This window comes from Haloactinospora alba (assembly GCF_006717075.1).
Taxonomy (GTDB): Bacteria; Actinomycetota; Actinomycetes; order Streptosporangiales; family Streptosporangiaceae; genus Haloactinospora; species Haloactinospora alba.
Map to the genome: position 1 here is coordinate 430,833 of NZ_VFQC01000003.1, position 13,903 is coordinate 444,735.

12 protein-coding genes, 1 pseudogene and 1 CRISPR repeat array are annotated in these 13,903 nt (G+C 69.0%); of the genes and pseudogenes, 7 read left to right on the top strand and 6 right to left on the bottom strand.

Annotation, left to right across the window (positions count from 1 at the left end; genetic code table 11):
- Positions 1-43: 43 nt before the first annotated feature.
- From FHX37_RS22425 to paaN, 5 genes are all read right to left on the bottom strand, one after another.
- A complete protein-coding gene (locus tag FHX37_RS22425) occupies positions 44-1,453 on the bottom strand; it encodes a GH1 family beta-glucosidase (protein WP_141926304.1) in 1,410 nt (469 codons plus the stop codon).
- A gap of 65 nt (positions 1,454-1,518) precedes the next feature.
- The gene (locus tag FHX37_RS22430) at positions 1,519-2,394 is read right to left on the bottom strand and encodes a carbohydrate ABC transporter permease (RefSeq protein WP_211352007.1); all 876 of its coding nucleotides are present in this window, start codon (positions 2,392-2,394) and stop codon (positions 1,519-1,521) included.
- Positions 2,395-2,410: 16 nt separating this feature from the next.
- Complete coding sequence (locus tag FHX37_RS22435) at positions 2,411-3,406, bottom strand: carbohydrate ABC transporter permease (protein ID WP_141926268.1); 996 nt, start codon at positions 3,404-3,406, stop codon at positions 2,411-2,413.
- 90 nt (positions 3,407-3,496) lie between these two features.
- Positions 3,497-4,783 carry an ABC transporter substrate-binding protein gene (locus FHX37_RS22440; protein WP_246062503.1) on the bottom strand — a complete coding sequence of 429 codons (1,287 nt, stop codon included), beginning with the start codon at positions 4,781-4,783 and terminating at the stop codon, positions 3,497-3,499.
- 510 nt (positions 4,784-5,293) lie between these two features.
- A CRISPR array of direct repeats spans positions 5,294-5,749; the repeat unit is 29 nt; unit sequence ATGCTCCCCGCGCACGCGGGGATGGACCC.
- Positions 5,750-5,830: 81 nt separating this feature from the next.
- Positions 5,831-7,513: a phenylacetic acid degradation protein PaaN gene (gene paaN / locus FHX37_RS22445; protein ID WP_211352008.1), complete on the bottom strand. Its 1,683-nt coding sequence runs from the start codon at positions 7,511-7,513 to the stop codon at positions 5,831-5,833.
- Positions 7,514-7,649: 136 nt separating this feature from the next.
- Between paaN and FHX37_RS22450 the strand changes: the two genes are divergently transcribed.
- From FHX37_RS22450 to FHX37_RS22475, 6 genes and pseudogenes are all read left to right on the top strand, one after another.
- Positions 7,650-9,002 (top strand): AMP-binding protein, encoded by a 1,353-nt coding sequence (locus tag FHX37_RS22450; protein WP_141921425.1) that lies wholly within the window; start codon positions 7,650-7,652, stop codon positions 9,000-9,002.
- Positions 9,003-9,086: 84 nt separating this feature from the next.
- Positions 9,087-9,704 (top strand): TetR/AcrR family transcriptional regulator, encoded by a 618-nt coding sequence (locus FHX37_RS22455; RefSeq protein ID WP_141921426.1) that lies wholly within the window; start codon positions 9,087-9,089, stop codon positions 9,702-9,704.
- A 69-nt stretch (positions 9,705-9,773) separates the two neighbouring features.
- A complete protein-coding gene (locus tag FHX37_RS22460) occupies positions 9,774-10,622 on the top strand; it encodes a hypothetical protein (protein ID WP_141921427.1) in 849 nt (282 codons plus the stop codon).
- A gap of 188 nt (positions 10,623-10,810) precedes the next feature.
- Positions 10,811-10,981 carry a type II toxin-antitoxin system Phd/YefM family antitoxin gene (locus FHX37_RS22465; RefSeq protein WP_281288254.1) on the top strand — a complete coding sequence of 57 codons (171 nt, stop codon included), beginning with the start codon at positions 10,811-10,813 and terminating at the stop codon, positions 10,979-10,981.
- Positions 10,978-11,234, top strand: a pseudogene (locus tag FHX37_RS22470) (Txe/YoeB family addiction module toxin). Before FHX37_RS22465 ends, FHX37_RS22470 begins: the two are co-directional and overlap by 4 nt.
- A gap of 208 nt (positions 11,235-11,442) precedes the next feature.
- On the top strand, positions 11,443-12,033 hold the full coding sequence (locus FHX37_RS22475) for a CYTH domain-containing protein (RefSeq protein WP_141921428.1): 591 nt from the start codon (positions 11,443-11,445) through the stop codon (positions 12,031-12,033).
- Between the two features lie 262 nt (positions 12,034-12,295).
- Here the strand turns inward: FHX37_RS22475 and FHX37_RS22480 are convergent, their stop codons facing one another.
- The gene (locus FHX37_RS22480) at positions 12,296-12,976 is read right to left on the bottom strand and encodes a response regulator (protein WP_141921429.1); all 681 of its coding nucleotides are present in this window, start codon (positions 12,974-12,976) and stop codon (positions 12,296-12,298) included.
- 477 nt (positions 12,977-13,453) lie between these two features.
- On the opposite strand from FHX37_RS22480, the gene FHX37_RS22485 reads away from it, so the two are divergent.
- Positions 13,454-13,903: DUF2511 domain-containing protein (locus tag FHX37_RS22485; protein WP_141926307.1), on the top strand; the 450-nt coding region annotated here is incomplete at its 3' end.

Consider the following 13,903-nt stretch of genomic DNA (forward strand, 5'->3'; position numbering starts at 1 on the left):
GCGCGGTTCCCGGGGGAGTGGCCCCGCCCTCCCCCGGGAGGCGTCACGAGGCGTCGTCGCCGGCCTCCCCGGCGCCGCTGGCCAGGCGGCTGTACCAGATCCCGCTGTCCTTCACGGTCCTGCGCTGGGACGAGAAGTCCACGTGCACCACGCCGAACCGTTCACGGTAGCCGAACGCCCACTCGAAGTTGTCCAGCAGCGACCACACGAAGTACCCGCGCACCGGGGCGCCCGCGTCGACGGCGTCCCGGACGGCGCGCACGTGGCTGGCCAGGTAGGCGGTGCGGTCCGGGTCGCGCACCGCCCCGTCCGCGGCGACTTCGTCCCGGTAGGAGGCGCCGTTCTCCGTCACGTACAGCGCGACCCCCGGGTAGTCCGCGGCAATGCGGGTGAGGATCTCCGTCATCCCGGTCGCGTCCACCTCCCAGTCCTGGTCGGTGCGGGGGAGACCGCTGCTCACCGCGGTGACCCCCTCCCACCCCAGCGGTGCGGGACTGTCCGGCGCCTCCTCCGCAGCCCCCGCCTCCGGGGCGGATGCGACCCGCGCGGGGCTGTAGTAGTTCACCCCGAGGAAGTCGAGCGGGGCGGAGATGGTGGCGAGGTCCCCGTCGCGCACCGTCGCCGGGTCCCACAGGTCACCGAGGTCGGCCAGGACGTCGGCGGGGTAGCTGCCGTAGTACAGCGGGTCGAGGAAGATCCGGTTGCGGGTGCCGTCGACGCGGCGCGCGGCGTCGCGGTCGGCGTCGCTGCCGGTGTGCGGCCGGACGGGTTCGGGGTTGTGCGCGAGCCCCACCGCCAGCGGGTCGGCGGCCGGCCCGCTGTCCTGGTCCCGGATGGCGGCGGTGGTCAACCCGTGGCCGAGCAGGAGGTGGTGCACCGCGGCGGCGGCCGCGGCCGGTTCGCGGCGGCCGGGGGCGTGCTCCCCGGTCACGTGGCCGAGGTTGGCCACCACCCAGGGTTCGTTCACCGTGATCCAGTCACGCACCCGGTCCCCGAGCCGCTGGTGCACCAGGGCGGCGTAGTCGGCGAACCGGTGGGCGGTGTCGCGCCGGGGCCAGCCGCCGGCGTCCTCCAACGCTTGGGGGAGGTCCCAGTGGTACAGGGTCACCCAGGGGCGGATTCCGGAGTCCAGCAGCGCGTCCACCAGCCGGTCGTAGAAGTCCAACCCGGCCGGGTTGGCGGGCCCGGTCCCGTCGGGCTGGATACGGGGCCAGGCGACGGAGAACCGGTAGTGGCCGATGCCCAGCGACCGCAGCAGCGCCACGTCCTCGGCGTAGCGGTGGTAGTGGTCGGCGGCCTCCTCCCCGGTGTCGCCGTCGGCGACGTTGCCGGGGGCGGCGGCGAACGTGTCCCAGATGCTCACGCCGCGCCCCCCGGCCCGGGTGGCACCCTCGATCTGGAACGCCGACGTTCCCGCGCCCCAGGCGAACCCCGGCGGGAACCCGGCAGCCAACCGGTCGGGGGAGTGCGGCTCCGTGGCCGGGGTAGCGGCGAGCGGGGGGAGAGAGTCGTGGGAATTCACCCTTTGATCGCACCTTCCATGATTCCGCCGATGAGATGGCGGCCGAATACGACGAACACCAGCAGCAGGGGAGCGGTGGCGAGGGTCGCCCCGGTGAACATCAGCGAGAAGTCACTGACGTAGCCCTGGTTGAGCTGGTTGATGGACACCTGCACTGTCGGGTTGTCGGGGCCGAGTACCGCGATCGGCCAGATGAACTCGTTCCAGTTCTGCATGAAGGTCAGCAGGCCCAGCACCGCCATCGCGGGGCGCAGCGCCGGGAGCACGACGCTGAAGAACGTGCGGGTCATGGAGCACCCGTCCACGCGGGCGGACTCGATCAGCTCGGTCGGCACGCCCTGCAGGGCGTACTGCCGCATCATGAACACGCCGAAGCCGGTCACCATGAACGGCACGATGACCGCCTGCAGCTGCCCGCGCCAGTCCAGCGTGTCCATCATGATCAGCATCGGGATGACGGCCAGCTGCACCGGCACCATCATGGTCAGCACCACGCCGAGCGTGATCACGTTGCGGCCGGTGAACTGCAGTTTCGCCAGCGCGAAACCCGCCAGGGAGCAGAACAGCACCACCGAGACCGCGGTGATCGAGGCGACGATGGCGGAGTTCAGCAGTCCCAGCGCGAAGTTGGCCTGCGGGTTCTGCAGCGTCTCGGACAGGTTGTCGGCGAAGTTCGTCCCGGGCAGGACCGCCGGCGGGCGCTGGGCTATCGCCGCGTTGCCGCGGGTGGCGATCACGACCATCCAGTACAGCGGGAACACCGAGAGGAGCACCGTCAGCGACAGGGCCACATAGGTCACCGGCCCCGCCTGCCGGGCACCGCCGGTGGCGGGTGCGGCCCGGCGTCGCGCCGTGCGCGTGCGTGCACTCAACAGTTGTCTCCTCTCCTCAGTTCGCGCTGCGGATGCGGCCGACGGACAGCACGTTGACGAGCGCGAACACCACGATCAGCAGGAAGATCACCCAGGCGATCGCGGAGCCGTAGCCGAAGTTCTGGGCACCCATGGCCTCCTCGAACATCAGCATCGCCACGGTCTGGAACTGGCCCTGGGTGCCGCCGCCGTACCCCTGGCCGAAAATGACCGGTTCGGTGAACAGCTGCATCTGGCCGATCGTGGAGATGATGACGGTGAACATGATCGTGGGGCGCACCATCGGGACGGTGATCTGGAAGAACTGCCGCAGGCGGGAGGCGCCGTCGATGGCGGCGGCCTCGAACATGTCCCGCGGGATGGCCTGCATCGCGGCCAGGTAGATCAGGGTGTTGAAGCCCAGCCAGCGCCAGTCGATCATGACGGCGATCGCCGTCCAGGAGGCGAGGCGGTTGTTCTGCCAGTCGATTCCCCCCATGCCGAGGGTTTCCAGGCCGTAGTTGATCAGGCCGAATTCCCGGCCGAACAGCTGGCCGAAAATGATCGCCATCGCCGCGATGGAGGTCACGTAGGGGATGATGATCCCCACGCGGAAGAAGCCGCGCAGCCGGATGCTGCGGTTCAGGGTGTCGGCGAGCAGCAGCGCCAGCATCAGCTGGGGGACGATCGCCAGGAAGAAGATGCCCAGCGTGTTGGCCAGCGCGTTCCAGAACTTCTCGTCGCCGAGCAGGAACGCGTAGTTGTCCAGGCCGACGAACTCCTGCTTTCCGGCGAGCAGTCCCCAGTCGTGCAGCGAGATCCAGAAGGTGAACAGGACGGGGAACAGGCCGAAGACGCCGAACAGCAGGAAGTACGGCGACACGAACAGGTACGGCGACAGTTTCAGGTCGAGTTGGGACCACAGGCGCGAGCGGCGGGCGGCGCGGTCGGGGTCGGGCGGGGGCGCGGAGGCCCCGCGCGCGGGCGGGGCGTTCCCGTCGTCCGGGGCGGCCCCGCGGTTGCGGACTCTCATCGTGGGGATCCTCGCGGTCGTGGGGGCGGGCGGGGTCACGGCGGGGTCCGGTGGCCCGGCCCCTGATCCGGGGCGGGCCACCGGGTGGTGTCAGTTGTTCTCCGCGATCCGTTCGGCGTCCTGCACGGCCTGCTCCCAGGCCTCCTCACGGTCGGCCTGGCCCTGTTCCCAGGACAGCAGCGCCTCGGTGTTCGTGCTCTGCTGGATGGCGAAGTGGCCGATGCCGAAGTGGGTCGGCTCCAGATCCATCGCGCCCTGGGCGTAGATCTCCCCGACCGGGGCGTCGTTGAAGTAGGGGTTGGTGTGGTTCTGCACCTCGTCGCTCTGCAGCGTCTCGGGGGAGGACGGCAGGTTGTTGCGCGCCTCCCAGGCGCCCAGGTGCCCCTCCGGTCCGGTCAGGAACTGGGCCAGCTGGGCGGCCTCCTCGGGGTGGTCGGTCTGTTCGGGCACGGCGAGCCAGGAGCCGCCCCAGTTGCCGCCGTCACCGGGGACCCGGGCGACGTCCCACTTGCCCTCACCTTCCTCGCCGGCGTTCTCCTCGATCTGCCCGAGCATCCAGGAGGGGCAGGGCATGGTGGCGAAGGCACCGGACTGGATGGCGGCGGTCCAGTCGTCGGACCACATCTCCAGCTCCGCGGTGAGGTCCTCCTCGATCATGCGTCCGGCGATGTCCCAGGCGCGCTCGACGGAGTCGCTCTCCTCGATGACGAGCTCGTTTTCCTGGTCGAGGAACATCACGTCGCCCGACTGGCGCATGATGGCGTTGCTGTACTCGGTGGTGGTGTCGGCGAAGGCGGCGTCCACGTCCGACTCGGAGAACTCGACACCGACCTCGACGAAGTCGTCCCAGGTCTGCCAGAGCTCGGAGACCTCCTCGCGGTCGCTGGGCAGGCCGGCCTGCTCGAAGTAGTCGGTGCGGTAGCAGACGGCCATGCCGCCGATGTCGGTGCCCAGGCCGAGGAGCCGGCCGCTGGGGGTGTGGCCCATCTCCCACTTCCAGTCGAGGAAGTGGTCCTCCATCGACCCGGCCCCGTAGTCGTACAGGTCGTGGAAGGAGTCCTGGGACTGCATCACGTCGAGGAGGATGCCCTCCTCGACCGCGACGACGTCGCCGAGGCCGCTTCCCGCGGAGAGGTTCTGGGTGAGCTGCTCGTTCCAGTCCTCGAGCTCTCCGTAGGTGCGTTCCTCGACCGTGATCCCGGTGTCCTCCTCGAACTCCTGCAGCAGCTTCTCGTAGCCGAAGGTGCCGAAGGTCTCGATCACCAGTTCCGGATCGCCGCCGTCGCCGCCGCCGTTGCCGCAGGCGACGGCCGTTAACAGGGCACCGCTGCTGACAGCGGCGGCGACGCTTCGCATGCCGCGCGTGTGTTTCGACATCGCGTCCTCTTCTCGCGTGGGAACAGCACTGCAGCGTCCCGGTTCCCCCCGTTTGGGAGCGCTCCCACAACCCAACTAAGCCACACGCCGCGGAGACAATCCCCGCAAAATTAGTGAAACTTAACTGTTATCCGGGCGGCGAGGCCGCGCTCGGGCTTCCCATCCTGGCCAGCCCCGGTGCGGGAGACCGGCTGAAGGGCATTGGGGCGCGGAGCCGTCGAGACAGGAACGGGGCCCAGTCCCGCTTGTTGGTGGCCGTCGCCCTGCCTGTACTGGGCCTGAGGGGCGGGGACTCGGTGGGAGTGGGCTTGGGCGGCGAAGATCTTGGGCGGAGAAGCATGCGTAGCGTAGGGGAGTTGTGGTCTCCTGGCCTTGCCGCGGCGACGGCTCGCTTTATATACCGTCCTACTGCCTGGTGGCCCGTTTTTTATGCTTTTGCGTTTTAAGTCCAAATATCCACAAGTTGCACACACGGGTATGCGCATGAGATAGAAGACCAGGTCAGAGAGGATGCTCCCCGCGCACGCGGGGATGGACCCCACCGGGTTCGGGCGGCCGATGACGTCGACGTATGCTCCCCGCGCACGCGGGGATGGACCCTCATACTGAGCGCATGAACGAGCTGATGACCAATGCTCCCCGCGCACGCGGGGATGGACCCGGAGTAGCTACCGCTACCGGACGCGAGGGGGAATGCTCCCCGCGCACGCGGGGATGGACCCTGGCCCCCGTCTTCAAAGACTTTTTCAAAACGATGCTCCCCGCGCACGCGGGGATGGACCCCCGCTCGGGTTCCCAGTGGTCGGTAAGCATGGATGCTCCCCGCGCACGCGGGGATGGACCCCGGGAAGTACAAGACTCCCCGCCGCCACCCGCATGCTCCCCGCGCACGCGGGGATGGACCCGTTCAGGTCCTTGGCCAGAACCTTCAGGGTCCATGCTCCCCGCGCACGCGGGGATGGACCCGCCATTGGCCTCAGGCGTGCCCCGAGGCCGACGGGTTGGAGATCGGCCCCGGGGCACGGGCTCTACCGCTGGGACGTTGCCTCAGGCGTGTCGGCGGGATTGGACGAAGCTGAACCGTCCGGCGACGTAGGCGGGGTCGGTGAGTGAGGCGGTTGCCACCGGGTTGGCGCCGGTGCCGTGGTAGTCGCTGAACGCCGCCGACTGGTTCACGAACACCTGCCCGGTGAGGTTCGCGGACAGGTTCACCCCGGCCGCCATCGCGGTCTGCTCGGCTGCCTCCAGTACCCGCTCGGTGGTGGAGTACACGCTCGCGGTGAGCGCCCCGCCCGCGGTGATGGTCTCGCGCATCAGCCGCAGCGAGTCCGGGGTGTCGTCGGTGGTGATCACGAACGACACCGGGCCGAAGCGCTCCCTGGCGTAGGTCTCGCGCTGTTCGGCGTCCACGTTCACGATGGCGGGGGTGCGCACCCGCGCGTCGGCGAACTCCGGGTGGGTGACACTGTGCGGCCGCAGCGCCGCCTCGCCCAGTTTCTCGGCGTGTTCCAGGCGGTGCAGGATGTCCTCGTTGGCGATCGCGCCGAGTACGCCGGTGGCGGTCGCGGGGTCCTCCAGCAGTCGGGACACGGCCTCGGCCAGGTCGGAGCTGACCTCCCCGGGGGTCTTGTGCCCCTCGTCGGTATCGACGCCGCGGCGCGGCACGAAGATGTTCTGCGGGGTGGTGCACATCTGCCCGCTGAACAGCGACAGCGAGAACGCGAGGTTGTCCAGCATGCCCCGGTAGGCGTCGGTGGAGTCCACGACGACCGCGTTCACCCCGGCCTTCTCGGTGTTCACGAACGCCTGCCGGGCGTTGGCCTCCAACCAGTCGCCGAAGGCGGTGGAACCGGTGAAGTCCACGATCCGCACCTCGGGGCGCAGGGCGAGGTCGGCCGCGCGCTTCTCCTCGGGGTGCTCGGTGGCCAGCAGCACCGTGTTCGGGTCGAGGCCCGCCTCGGCCAGCACTTCCCGCGCGATGGCGACCGTGATCGCCAGCGGCAGCACCGCGCCCGGGTGCGGTTTCACGATGACCGGGTTTCCGGTGACCAGGCTGGCGAACAGCCCGGGGTAGGCGTTCCACGTGGGGAAGGTGTTGCACCCGATGAGCAGGGCGGTGCCGCGTCCCACCGCGCGGAACCGCTTGTCCATCACCAGCGGGTCACCCTTGCGCTGCGGTTTCTCCCACCGCACGGTTCCGGCGTAGGAGGTGATCATGTCGTAGCCGTAGGCGACGGCCTCCAGGCCGCGGTCCTGGGCGTGCGTGCCGCCGGCCTGGAACGCCATGACGAACGCCTGCCCGCTGGTGTGCTGCACCGCGTGGGCCATCTCGAAGCTGCGCTCGTTCAGCCGCCGCAGGATCTCCAGGCACACCCCGGCCCGCCCGTCGGGGCCCGCGTCGCGCCAGGACGGCAGGGCGTCGCGGGCGGCGGCCAGCAGACTCTCGGTGTCGGTGCGGGGGTAGCGCACGTCCAGCTTGATTCCGTAGGGGGAGCGCTCGGTGGCGATCCGGTCGCTGGTTCCGGGCTGGTCCAGCGGGAAGTCCGCGCCGAGGTAGCCCTCGAAGGCGGCCTGCCCGGTCGGCGCGGCCTCCTGGCCGTACACCTTGGGGCTGGGCGACTCGGGGTAGGGGGTGTAGAAGTGCCGCCCGTGGATGGCGGCTACTGCGGCGTCGAGGGTGGTGCGGTGCTGTTCGGCGAGTGCCGCGGGGGTCGTGCTGGCTGTGGCCACGATCCGTTCTCCCAACCTGGAGGCTGTGCGCCTATTGACAGGACGCCTGCGGGGAATGCTTCGCTATGCGGTATTACTAACCGACCGTTCGTTCAGTACGCAAGGTCCCTGGGCCGGAGGCGAAAGGACACTCACGATGGCCCACCACACCCCTTCCCGCGACTCCCGCCCCGCCCGGCCGCACGGCATCGGCGCCGCACCCGACCCCGGACCGCTGGACCCGATGGAACGCGCCTCCCGCGACGAGCTGGAGACCCACCAGCTGCGCCACCTCCGGTGGACGCTGCGCCACGCCTACGAGAACCAGCCCTTCTACCGGCGCAAGTGCGACGACGCCGGTGTCACCCCCGACGACCTGCGTGACCTCACCGACCTGACCCGCTTCCCGTTCACCACCAAGCAGGACCTGCGCGACGCCTACCCGTTCGACGCGTTCGCCGTCCCCATGGACCGGGTGGTCCGGGTGCACGCCTCCAGCGGCACCACCGGCGGAGCCTCCGTGGCGGGCTACACCCGCGCCGACGTAGCGACCTGGTCCGAGCTGGTGGCCCGCGCCATCCGCGCCTCGGGCGGGAAACCGGGGGAGAAGGTGCACGTCGCCTACGGGTACGGCCTGTTCACCGGCGGGCTCGGCGCCCACTACGGCGCCGAGCGGCTGGGCTGCACCGTCATCCCCGTCTCCGGCGGCAACACCGCCCGGCAGGCCGACCTGATCGCCGACTTCCGACCGGACACGATCATGGTCACCCCCTCCTACCTGCTCACCATCGCCGACGAGCTGCGCGCCCGGGGCACGGACCCGCGGGCCACCTCGCTGCGCACGGCCATCCTGGGCGCCGAACCGTGGACCGAGGACATGCGCCGGGAGATCGAGGACACGTTCGACCTGCATGCCGTGGACATCTACGGCCTGTCCGAGGTGATGGGGTCCGGCGTGGCCAACGAGTACGTGGAGACCAAGGACGCGCCGCACGTGTTCGAGGACCACTTCCTGCCGGAGATCGTGGACCCGGACAGCGGGCGGCCCGTGCCCGACGGCGGCGCGGGCGAGCTCGTGTTCACCACCCTCACGAAGGAGGCCATGCCGGTGGTGCGCTACCGCACCCGCGACCTGTCCCGCCTCCTGCCGGGTACGGCCCGGCCGGCGTTCCGCCGCATGGCCAAGGTGACCGGCCGCAGCGACGACACGATCATCCTGCGCGGTGTGAACCTCGTCCCCTCCCAGGTGGAGGAGCAGGTGCTGCGCCTCGGCGCGCTCGCGCCGCACTTCCAGCTGGTGCTGCGCCGCCCGGACCGGCTGGACGAGCTCACGGTGCGGGTGGAGCACCGGCCGCAGGCGGGCGAGGCGGCCGCGGCCGCAGAGGAGCAGCTGGCCAGCGCGGTCAAGGAACGGCTCGGAGTGAGCGCCGCTGTGGAGGTGGTGCCGCCCGGGACGCTGCCGCGCTCCTCCGGCAAGACCTCCCGCGTCCGCGACGAGCGCCCCGGGTGACGGTGTGGCGTGCGGCACCGCTGCCCGCCCCGCCCGGGCGGGGCGGGCGACGCCGGCCCGGCAGGGGCGGTAGATTCCCGTACCATGCCTCCTCCACCCGGCGCTGCCGACAAACCCTCCCCGCGCCGTACCGGCCGTCCGGGGTACGACGCGGAGTCCGTGCTGCGCGTCGCCGTGCGGCTGTTCAACGAACAGGGCTACGACGGCACCAGCATGGGTGACCTGGCGCGCGCCCTCGGCGTCACCAAGTCCGCCATCTACCACCACGTCTCCGCCAAGGAGGAGCTGCTGCGCCGGTCCCTGGACCGGGCACTGGACGCCCTGTTCGCTGTCACCCGCGAACCCGCCGCCACCAGCGGGTCGGCGATCGACCGGTTGGACCACGTGTTGCGGGGCAGTGTGCGGGTACTGGTCGCCGAACTGGAACACGTGACGCTGCTGCTGCGGGTGCGCGGCAACACCGAGGTGGAACGCCGCGCCCTGGAGCGGCGCCGCGAGTTCGACCACATCGTCAGCGAGCTGGTCCGCCACGGTGCCGAGGAGGGGGACATCCGACCCGACATCGACCCGGCGCTGGCCAGCAGGCTGATGTTCGGAACGGTGAACTCGATCGTCGAGTGGTACCGCCCGGGCCGCGGCCTGGAGGCCGACGAGCTCGCCGACGCGCTCGCCGCGATGGCGTTCAACGGGTTGCGGGCCTGACCGCGGAAACCCTCGCCGTTTGTTCCCCGCCGGAGGAGACCACCCGGATCCCGTCAGTGGAGAAACAGGATGAACCTGCTGCAGCTGCCGTCCGTACTGGTACACGGGATCGCCGCGTTGCAGCGCGGCCGGCGGGTGGCGACGGCGCGGGAGGAACTCCGGAACCGCACCCCGCGTGAGGTCGGCGAAACCCTGGAACTCCACGGGAACGACCCGCAGCCTCGCCAGCCCCGGCTGTGTTCGGTAACCGGAACCACCCTGCGCGGCGGCGCGGAACCCGAACGGGCGCCGCTGGTGGGGGACGAGTGCGTGTGGTGGGCGCTGCGGGTGCACCCGCGCAGCGCCTGGTACAGCAGAACCATCCACCTGCCCGTGGTGGAGGTGTCGCGCGCGCCCTTCCACCTCACCGACGGCCAGCGCAGCATCCGGGTCGCGCCGGACACCGCGACGACACACGAGCGGGTGCGTGTCACCCGCTATTCCGAGGAGCACCCCCGGGCGTTCGCCGACCGGCGCACCCCGGTCACCAACCGGGTCAACGCCCGCTTCCCGGAGGTCGCCGACTACGTGCGGGGCCTGATCGGTGTCGCGCGCGTCGACTTCACCGAGTGGGCGGTGCCGGAAGGGGTTCGGGTCACGGTGTCGGGGTGGCTCGTCGACGACGGAACCGCGGACGAACCGGTACTCACCGCGTGGCCGGACCCCGACGGAGGGAAGGAGGCCGTACTCACCATCAGTGTCGCGCAGGACGCCGACATCCGGGAGGTGTCCGGCCTGTCTCCCGAGGGGGCCGAAAGCCAAGGTTCCCTGAGCCAGCAGCAGCGCATCCTTCAGGCCGGCGGCGGCTGCCTGGTGGTGTTCTGCGTGGCCGCCGCCCTCGTCGTGGTCGTGGGCGTCGTGGCCGCGCTCGCCGGGTAGGGGGTGGTTGCTGCTGTAACGGGGAGTGCCTCGCGTCTCGGACACCGCGCGTTCGGTCCTGTAGAGACCAGCAGCCCCAAGTGGTGCCATACCTTGTACGAGTTGGAGGTAGCCATGGCGATCACAGCATCCGAGGCCCGAAAGAACCTGTTCCCCTGATCGAGCAGGTCAACAACGACCGCACCTCCGTGGAGATCAACTCCCGACGGGGCGATGCGGTGCTGGTCTCCTGCGAGGACTACGAAGCGTTGGAGGAGACCGCGCACCTGCTGCGTTCTCCCGCGAACGCCCAACGGCTGTTGGAGAGCCTCGCTCAGGCCCGTCGTGGCGAGTACGAAGAACACCCGCTGTCACGATGAGGCTTGTCTTCACCTCCCACGGTTGGGAAGACTACAAATACTGGCTGGCCACGGACCGGGCGACTCTGAAGCGTGTCAACCGGCTCATCGACGACATTCTCCGGGACCCGTTTGAAGGATAGGAAAGCCCGAGCCACTGCGCCATGCCTTCGCTGGCAGTTGGTCCCGGCGCATCAGCGAGGAGCACCGGATCGTCTATCTCGTCGCCGGGGATGACGTCGTGCTCCTGCAGGCCCGTTACCATTACTCGTAACCGGTCGGATCCCAAGGACCGGGACGTTCTTCGCTCACCGGCCGACCCGTTACTGGACCCGACCGAGGGCCACGTATGGGTGCGAGGTACGTGACCTGGCCGACACTGTCGGTCTTACCGAGAGCATGGGAGCCTTACGGCGAGTGTGCGGCAAGAAGAACATCGCTCGTGTGCATTCGGTGATCAGCGACAGGATCTGAGGGAACACATGAACGCGGTCGAGGTGGAGCGCAAGCGTGACCTGGGGAGCAGAGCCGATACAGTGCTCACCCGGCTGGTAGAGCACGGATGGATCCCTTCGACTCCGGTAGCGGAGACCGACGATTACTACTCGCGTCCCGACGTCGACTTCATGGCCACCGTGGAGTGCCTCCGGCTGCGCCAGCGGGACGACTTCGCCGAACTCACCTACAAACCCCCCTCCAACGCGGCGACACACTCGGCCGAGGAGGTGATCTCCAAGACCGAGGTGAACACGGAGCTGGCGCACGGCCAGGCGCAGCAGGCGCAACAGCTCCTCGCCGCCCTGGGTATGGTTCACCTGGTCCAGGTGGCCAAGACACGCACGACGTATCACCACCCCCGAGAGAACGACCTGGTGGTGACGGTCGACGAGGTGGTCGAGGTCGGCACGTTCGCCGAGGTGGAGATCCTCAGCGCTGACACCGGAACAGCGGTAACGAAGTTGACAAGGACGGAGACCGAGCTGGAGCTGTCGGAGCTGCCACCAGTGTCCCTGCCCTACCGGGACCTGGCCATGCGAGCCGGGTCGCCACTCCAACGGACCGGCGGAACGTGAACGGCTCTCGCTTAGTTGCCCCAGCCCTGGGGACGAGGAGATGCACCCCCGTGCGGAACATGGGGAACGACAGGTGGCCCAGGCTCGCGGTTCCGGGGTGGAGAGGCTCCCCGGGGCCGGTAGCAGCGCATTCTTCAGGCCGGCGGCGGCTGCCTGGTGGTGTTCTGCGTGGCCGCGCTCGCCGGGTAGGGGAGGGCTCGGCGGAAAATCCGGGTGACGTGACCGAGTCCGCGTTTCGTGTACTCGGGAACCACCCTGCTCGTCACCGGTTGTGGAACGGCAGCATGGCGTCGCCGAGCCGCCGTCGCTCCATTATGTCGATCACGTAGTTGAGTACGTGGCTGGGAGAGTTGGTTCCGGCGAAAACCATGGGATCCACGCCCAAACGGGGATCGAACTTCGCGGCATGATAGATAACCGGAACCCGAATTCCAGCGCGATGGAATTCGCGCACCATGTCGATGCCGGCACCAGGATCACCGTGCCGTTCTATGTCGCTGATCACCAGGTCGTAGGAATATCGGTAGAGGAGCTCCAACGCCTCCCCCGTTGTGGTGGCCTGGTCCACCCGCATGTCCATCTCGGTGAACAACCTGGTCAGTGCGCTGTTGTTGCTCGGTATGTCGTCAACCCACAGTATCCTGCCGCTCCTGAGGTAAACGGCGGCGTGTTCCAGTCGGTTCACGGCCGAACGCCGCTGCTTCACGGTGTCGGGCTCTGCGGAATGAGACTCCCCGCCGGTAGTGTCCTCGTCCGCTTTCTCGATGAGCTGTTCCGCGTCCTTCAGGGTTATCTCCAGCCCGGGGCCCTTGATCTCCGCAATGTGGGGAACGATCCTGTTGAGCAGCGGCCGGCGTAACGAGAGGAACACGACGGAGGCGAAAACGACCCAGAGCAGGGTGGGAAGCGCACTGGCCAGTTCCACCCACAGGGATTCCGGCATTGGTACTCCTGAACCGCGGCGGTTGCGGACATACGCGGAATCCTAGTAGGGAATTTTCCTCCCGGTGCTGGAGGTGCGGGTGCTATTTCCGGGATTCCGTACGTGCGGCGGTGCCGGGCCGGCGGAACACGCTGGGAAAATGCTCCCCGCGGTGCGATCGTGGCAGTTGATTTCCCCTCATCACCGTGTGACACGTTTTCTTTACCCGAGGAGTCCTGGCGCGGTGGAGGATGCGGTGTTCTCCCGCTGAATCCTCGTGGTGGCACGATTCCGTGTGCTGTGGATGCTGCGCTCTGAAAACAGTCGCCAGGAACGCGCTGTTCGCCGCGTTCTCGCGGCCTCACCACGAGCACCCGCACGGTTCGTTTCGGGGTGCCGCAGCCTCCACGTGGCGCCCGCTCCGCCGCGTCTGTACGCCTACGCCACGGGAGCCCCCATGACACCCCCGCCCCACCTCCGCAACCGCCGAAGGCCGGCATGTCCACCGGCGCCAAGCTCGGCATCGGCTGCGGTGGATGCGCCGGCGCCCTCCTCATCGCCGCAGTGTTCGCGGTCCTCATCCAGACAGTCGTCGGCGACGGCGACAGCAGCCCCAGCCAGGCCGACCAGGACCAAGAGCAGCAGGATGAGGAGGGCCAGGATTCCGGCGATAAGGACGCCGACGAGAACGATCAGGAGGACGACCCCCCGGAGTGGCTGGAGAACGGCTACGTCAGCGAGGCCATGTTCAAGGAGCGAGACCTCACGTGGCCGCTGACCGTGGACGAGGGATCCCTGCGGTGCGAAGCCGATGAGGCCGTCGTCTTCGTCGACCCGGATAACAAGGACTACGCCGTCAACGGCGCCGCGACCGAGGCAGGCTACGACGACATCGACCCGGTGTGGGCCGACGATGAGGGACACCATTGCCGAGCTGGAGGACGCGGA

Coding starts and splice junctions, on each gene's coding strand:
- FHX37_RS22435 (WP_141926268.1), bottom strand. CDS start 3,406: ATGAGAGTCCGCAACCGCGGGGCCGCCCCGGACGACGGGAACGCCCCG.
- FHX37_RS22440 (WP_246062503.1), bottom strand. CDS start 4,783: ATGTCGAAACACACGCGCGGCATGCGAAGCGTCGCCGCCGCTGTCAGC.
- FHX37_RS22450 (WP_141921425.1), top strand. CDS start 7,650: ATGGCCCACCACACCCCTTCCCGCGACTCCCGCCCCGCCCGGCCGCAC.
- FHX37_RS22455 (WP_141921426.1), top strand. CDS start 9,087: ATGCCTCCTCCACCCGGCGCTGCCGACAAACCCTCCCCGCGCCGTACC.
- FHX37_RS22460 (WP_141921427.1), top strand. CDS start 9,774: ATGAACCTGCTGCAGCTGCCGTCCGTACTGGTACACGGGATCGCCGCG.
- FHX37_RS22475 (WP_141921428.1), top strand. CDS start 11,443: ATGAACGCGGTCGAGGTGGAGCGCAAGCGTGACCTGGGGAGCAGAGCC.
- FHX37_RS22480 (WP_141921429.1), bottom strand. CDS start 12,976: ATGCCGGAATCCCTGTGGGTGGAACTGGCCAGTGCGCTTCCCACCCTG.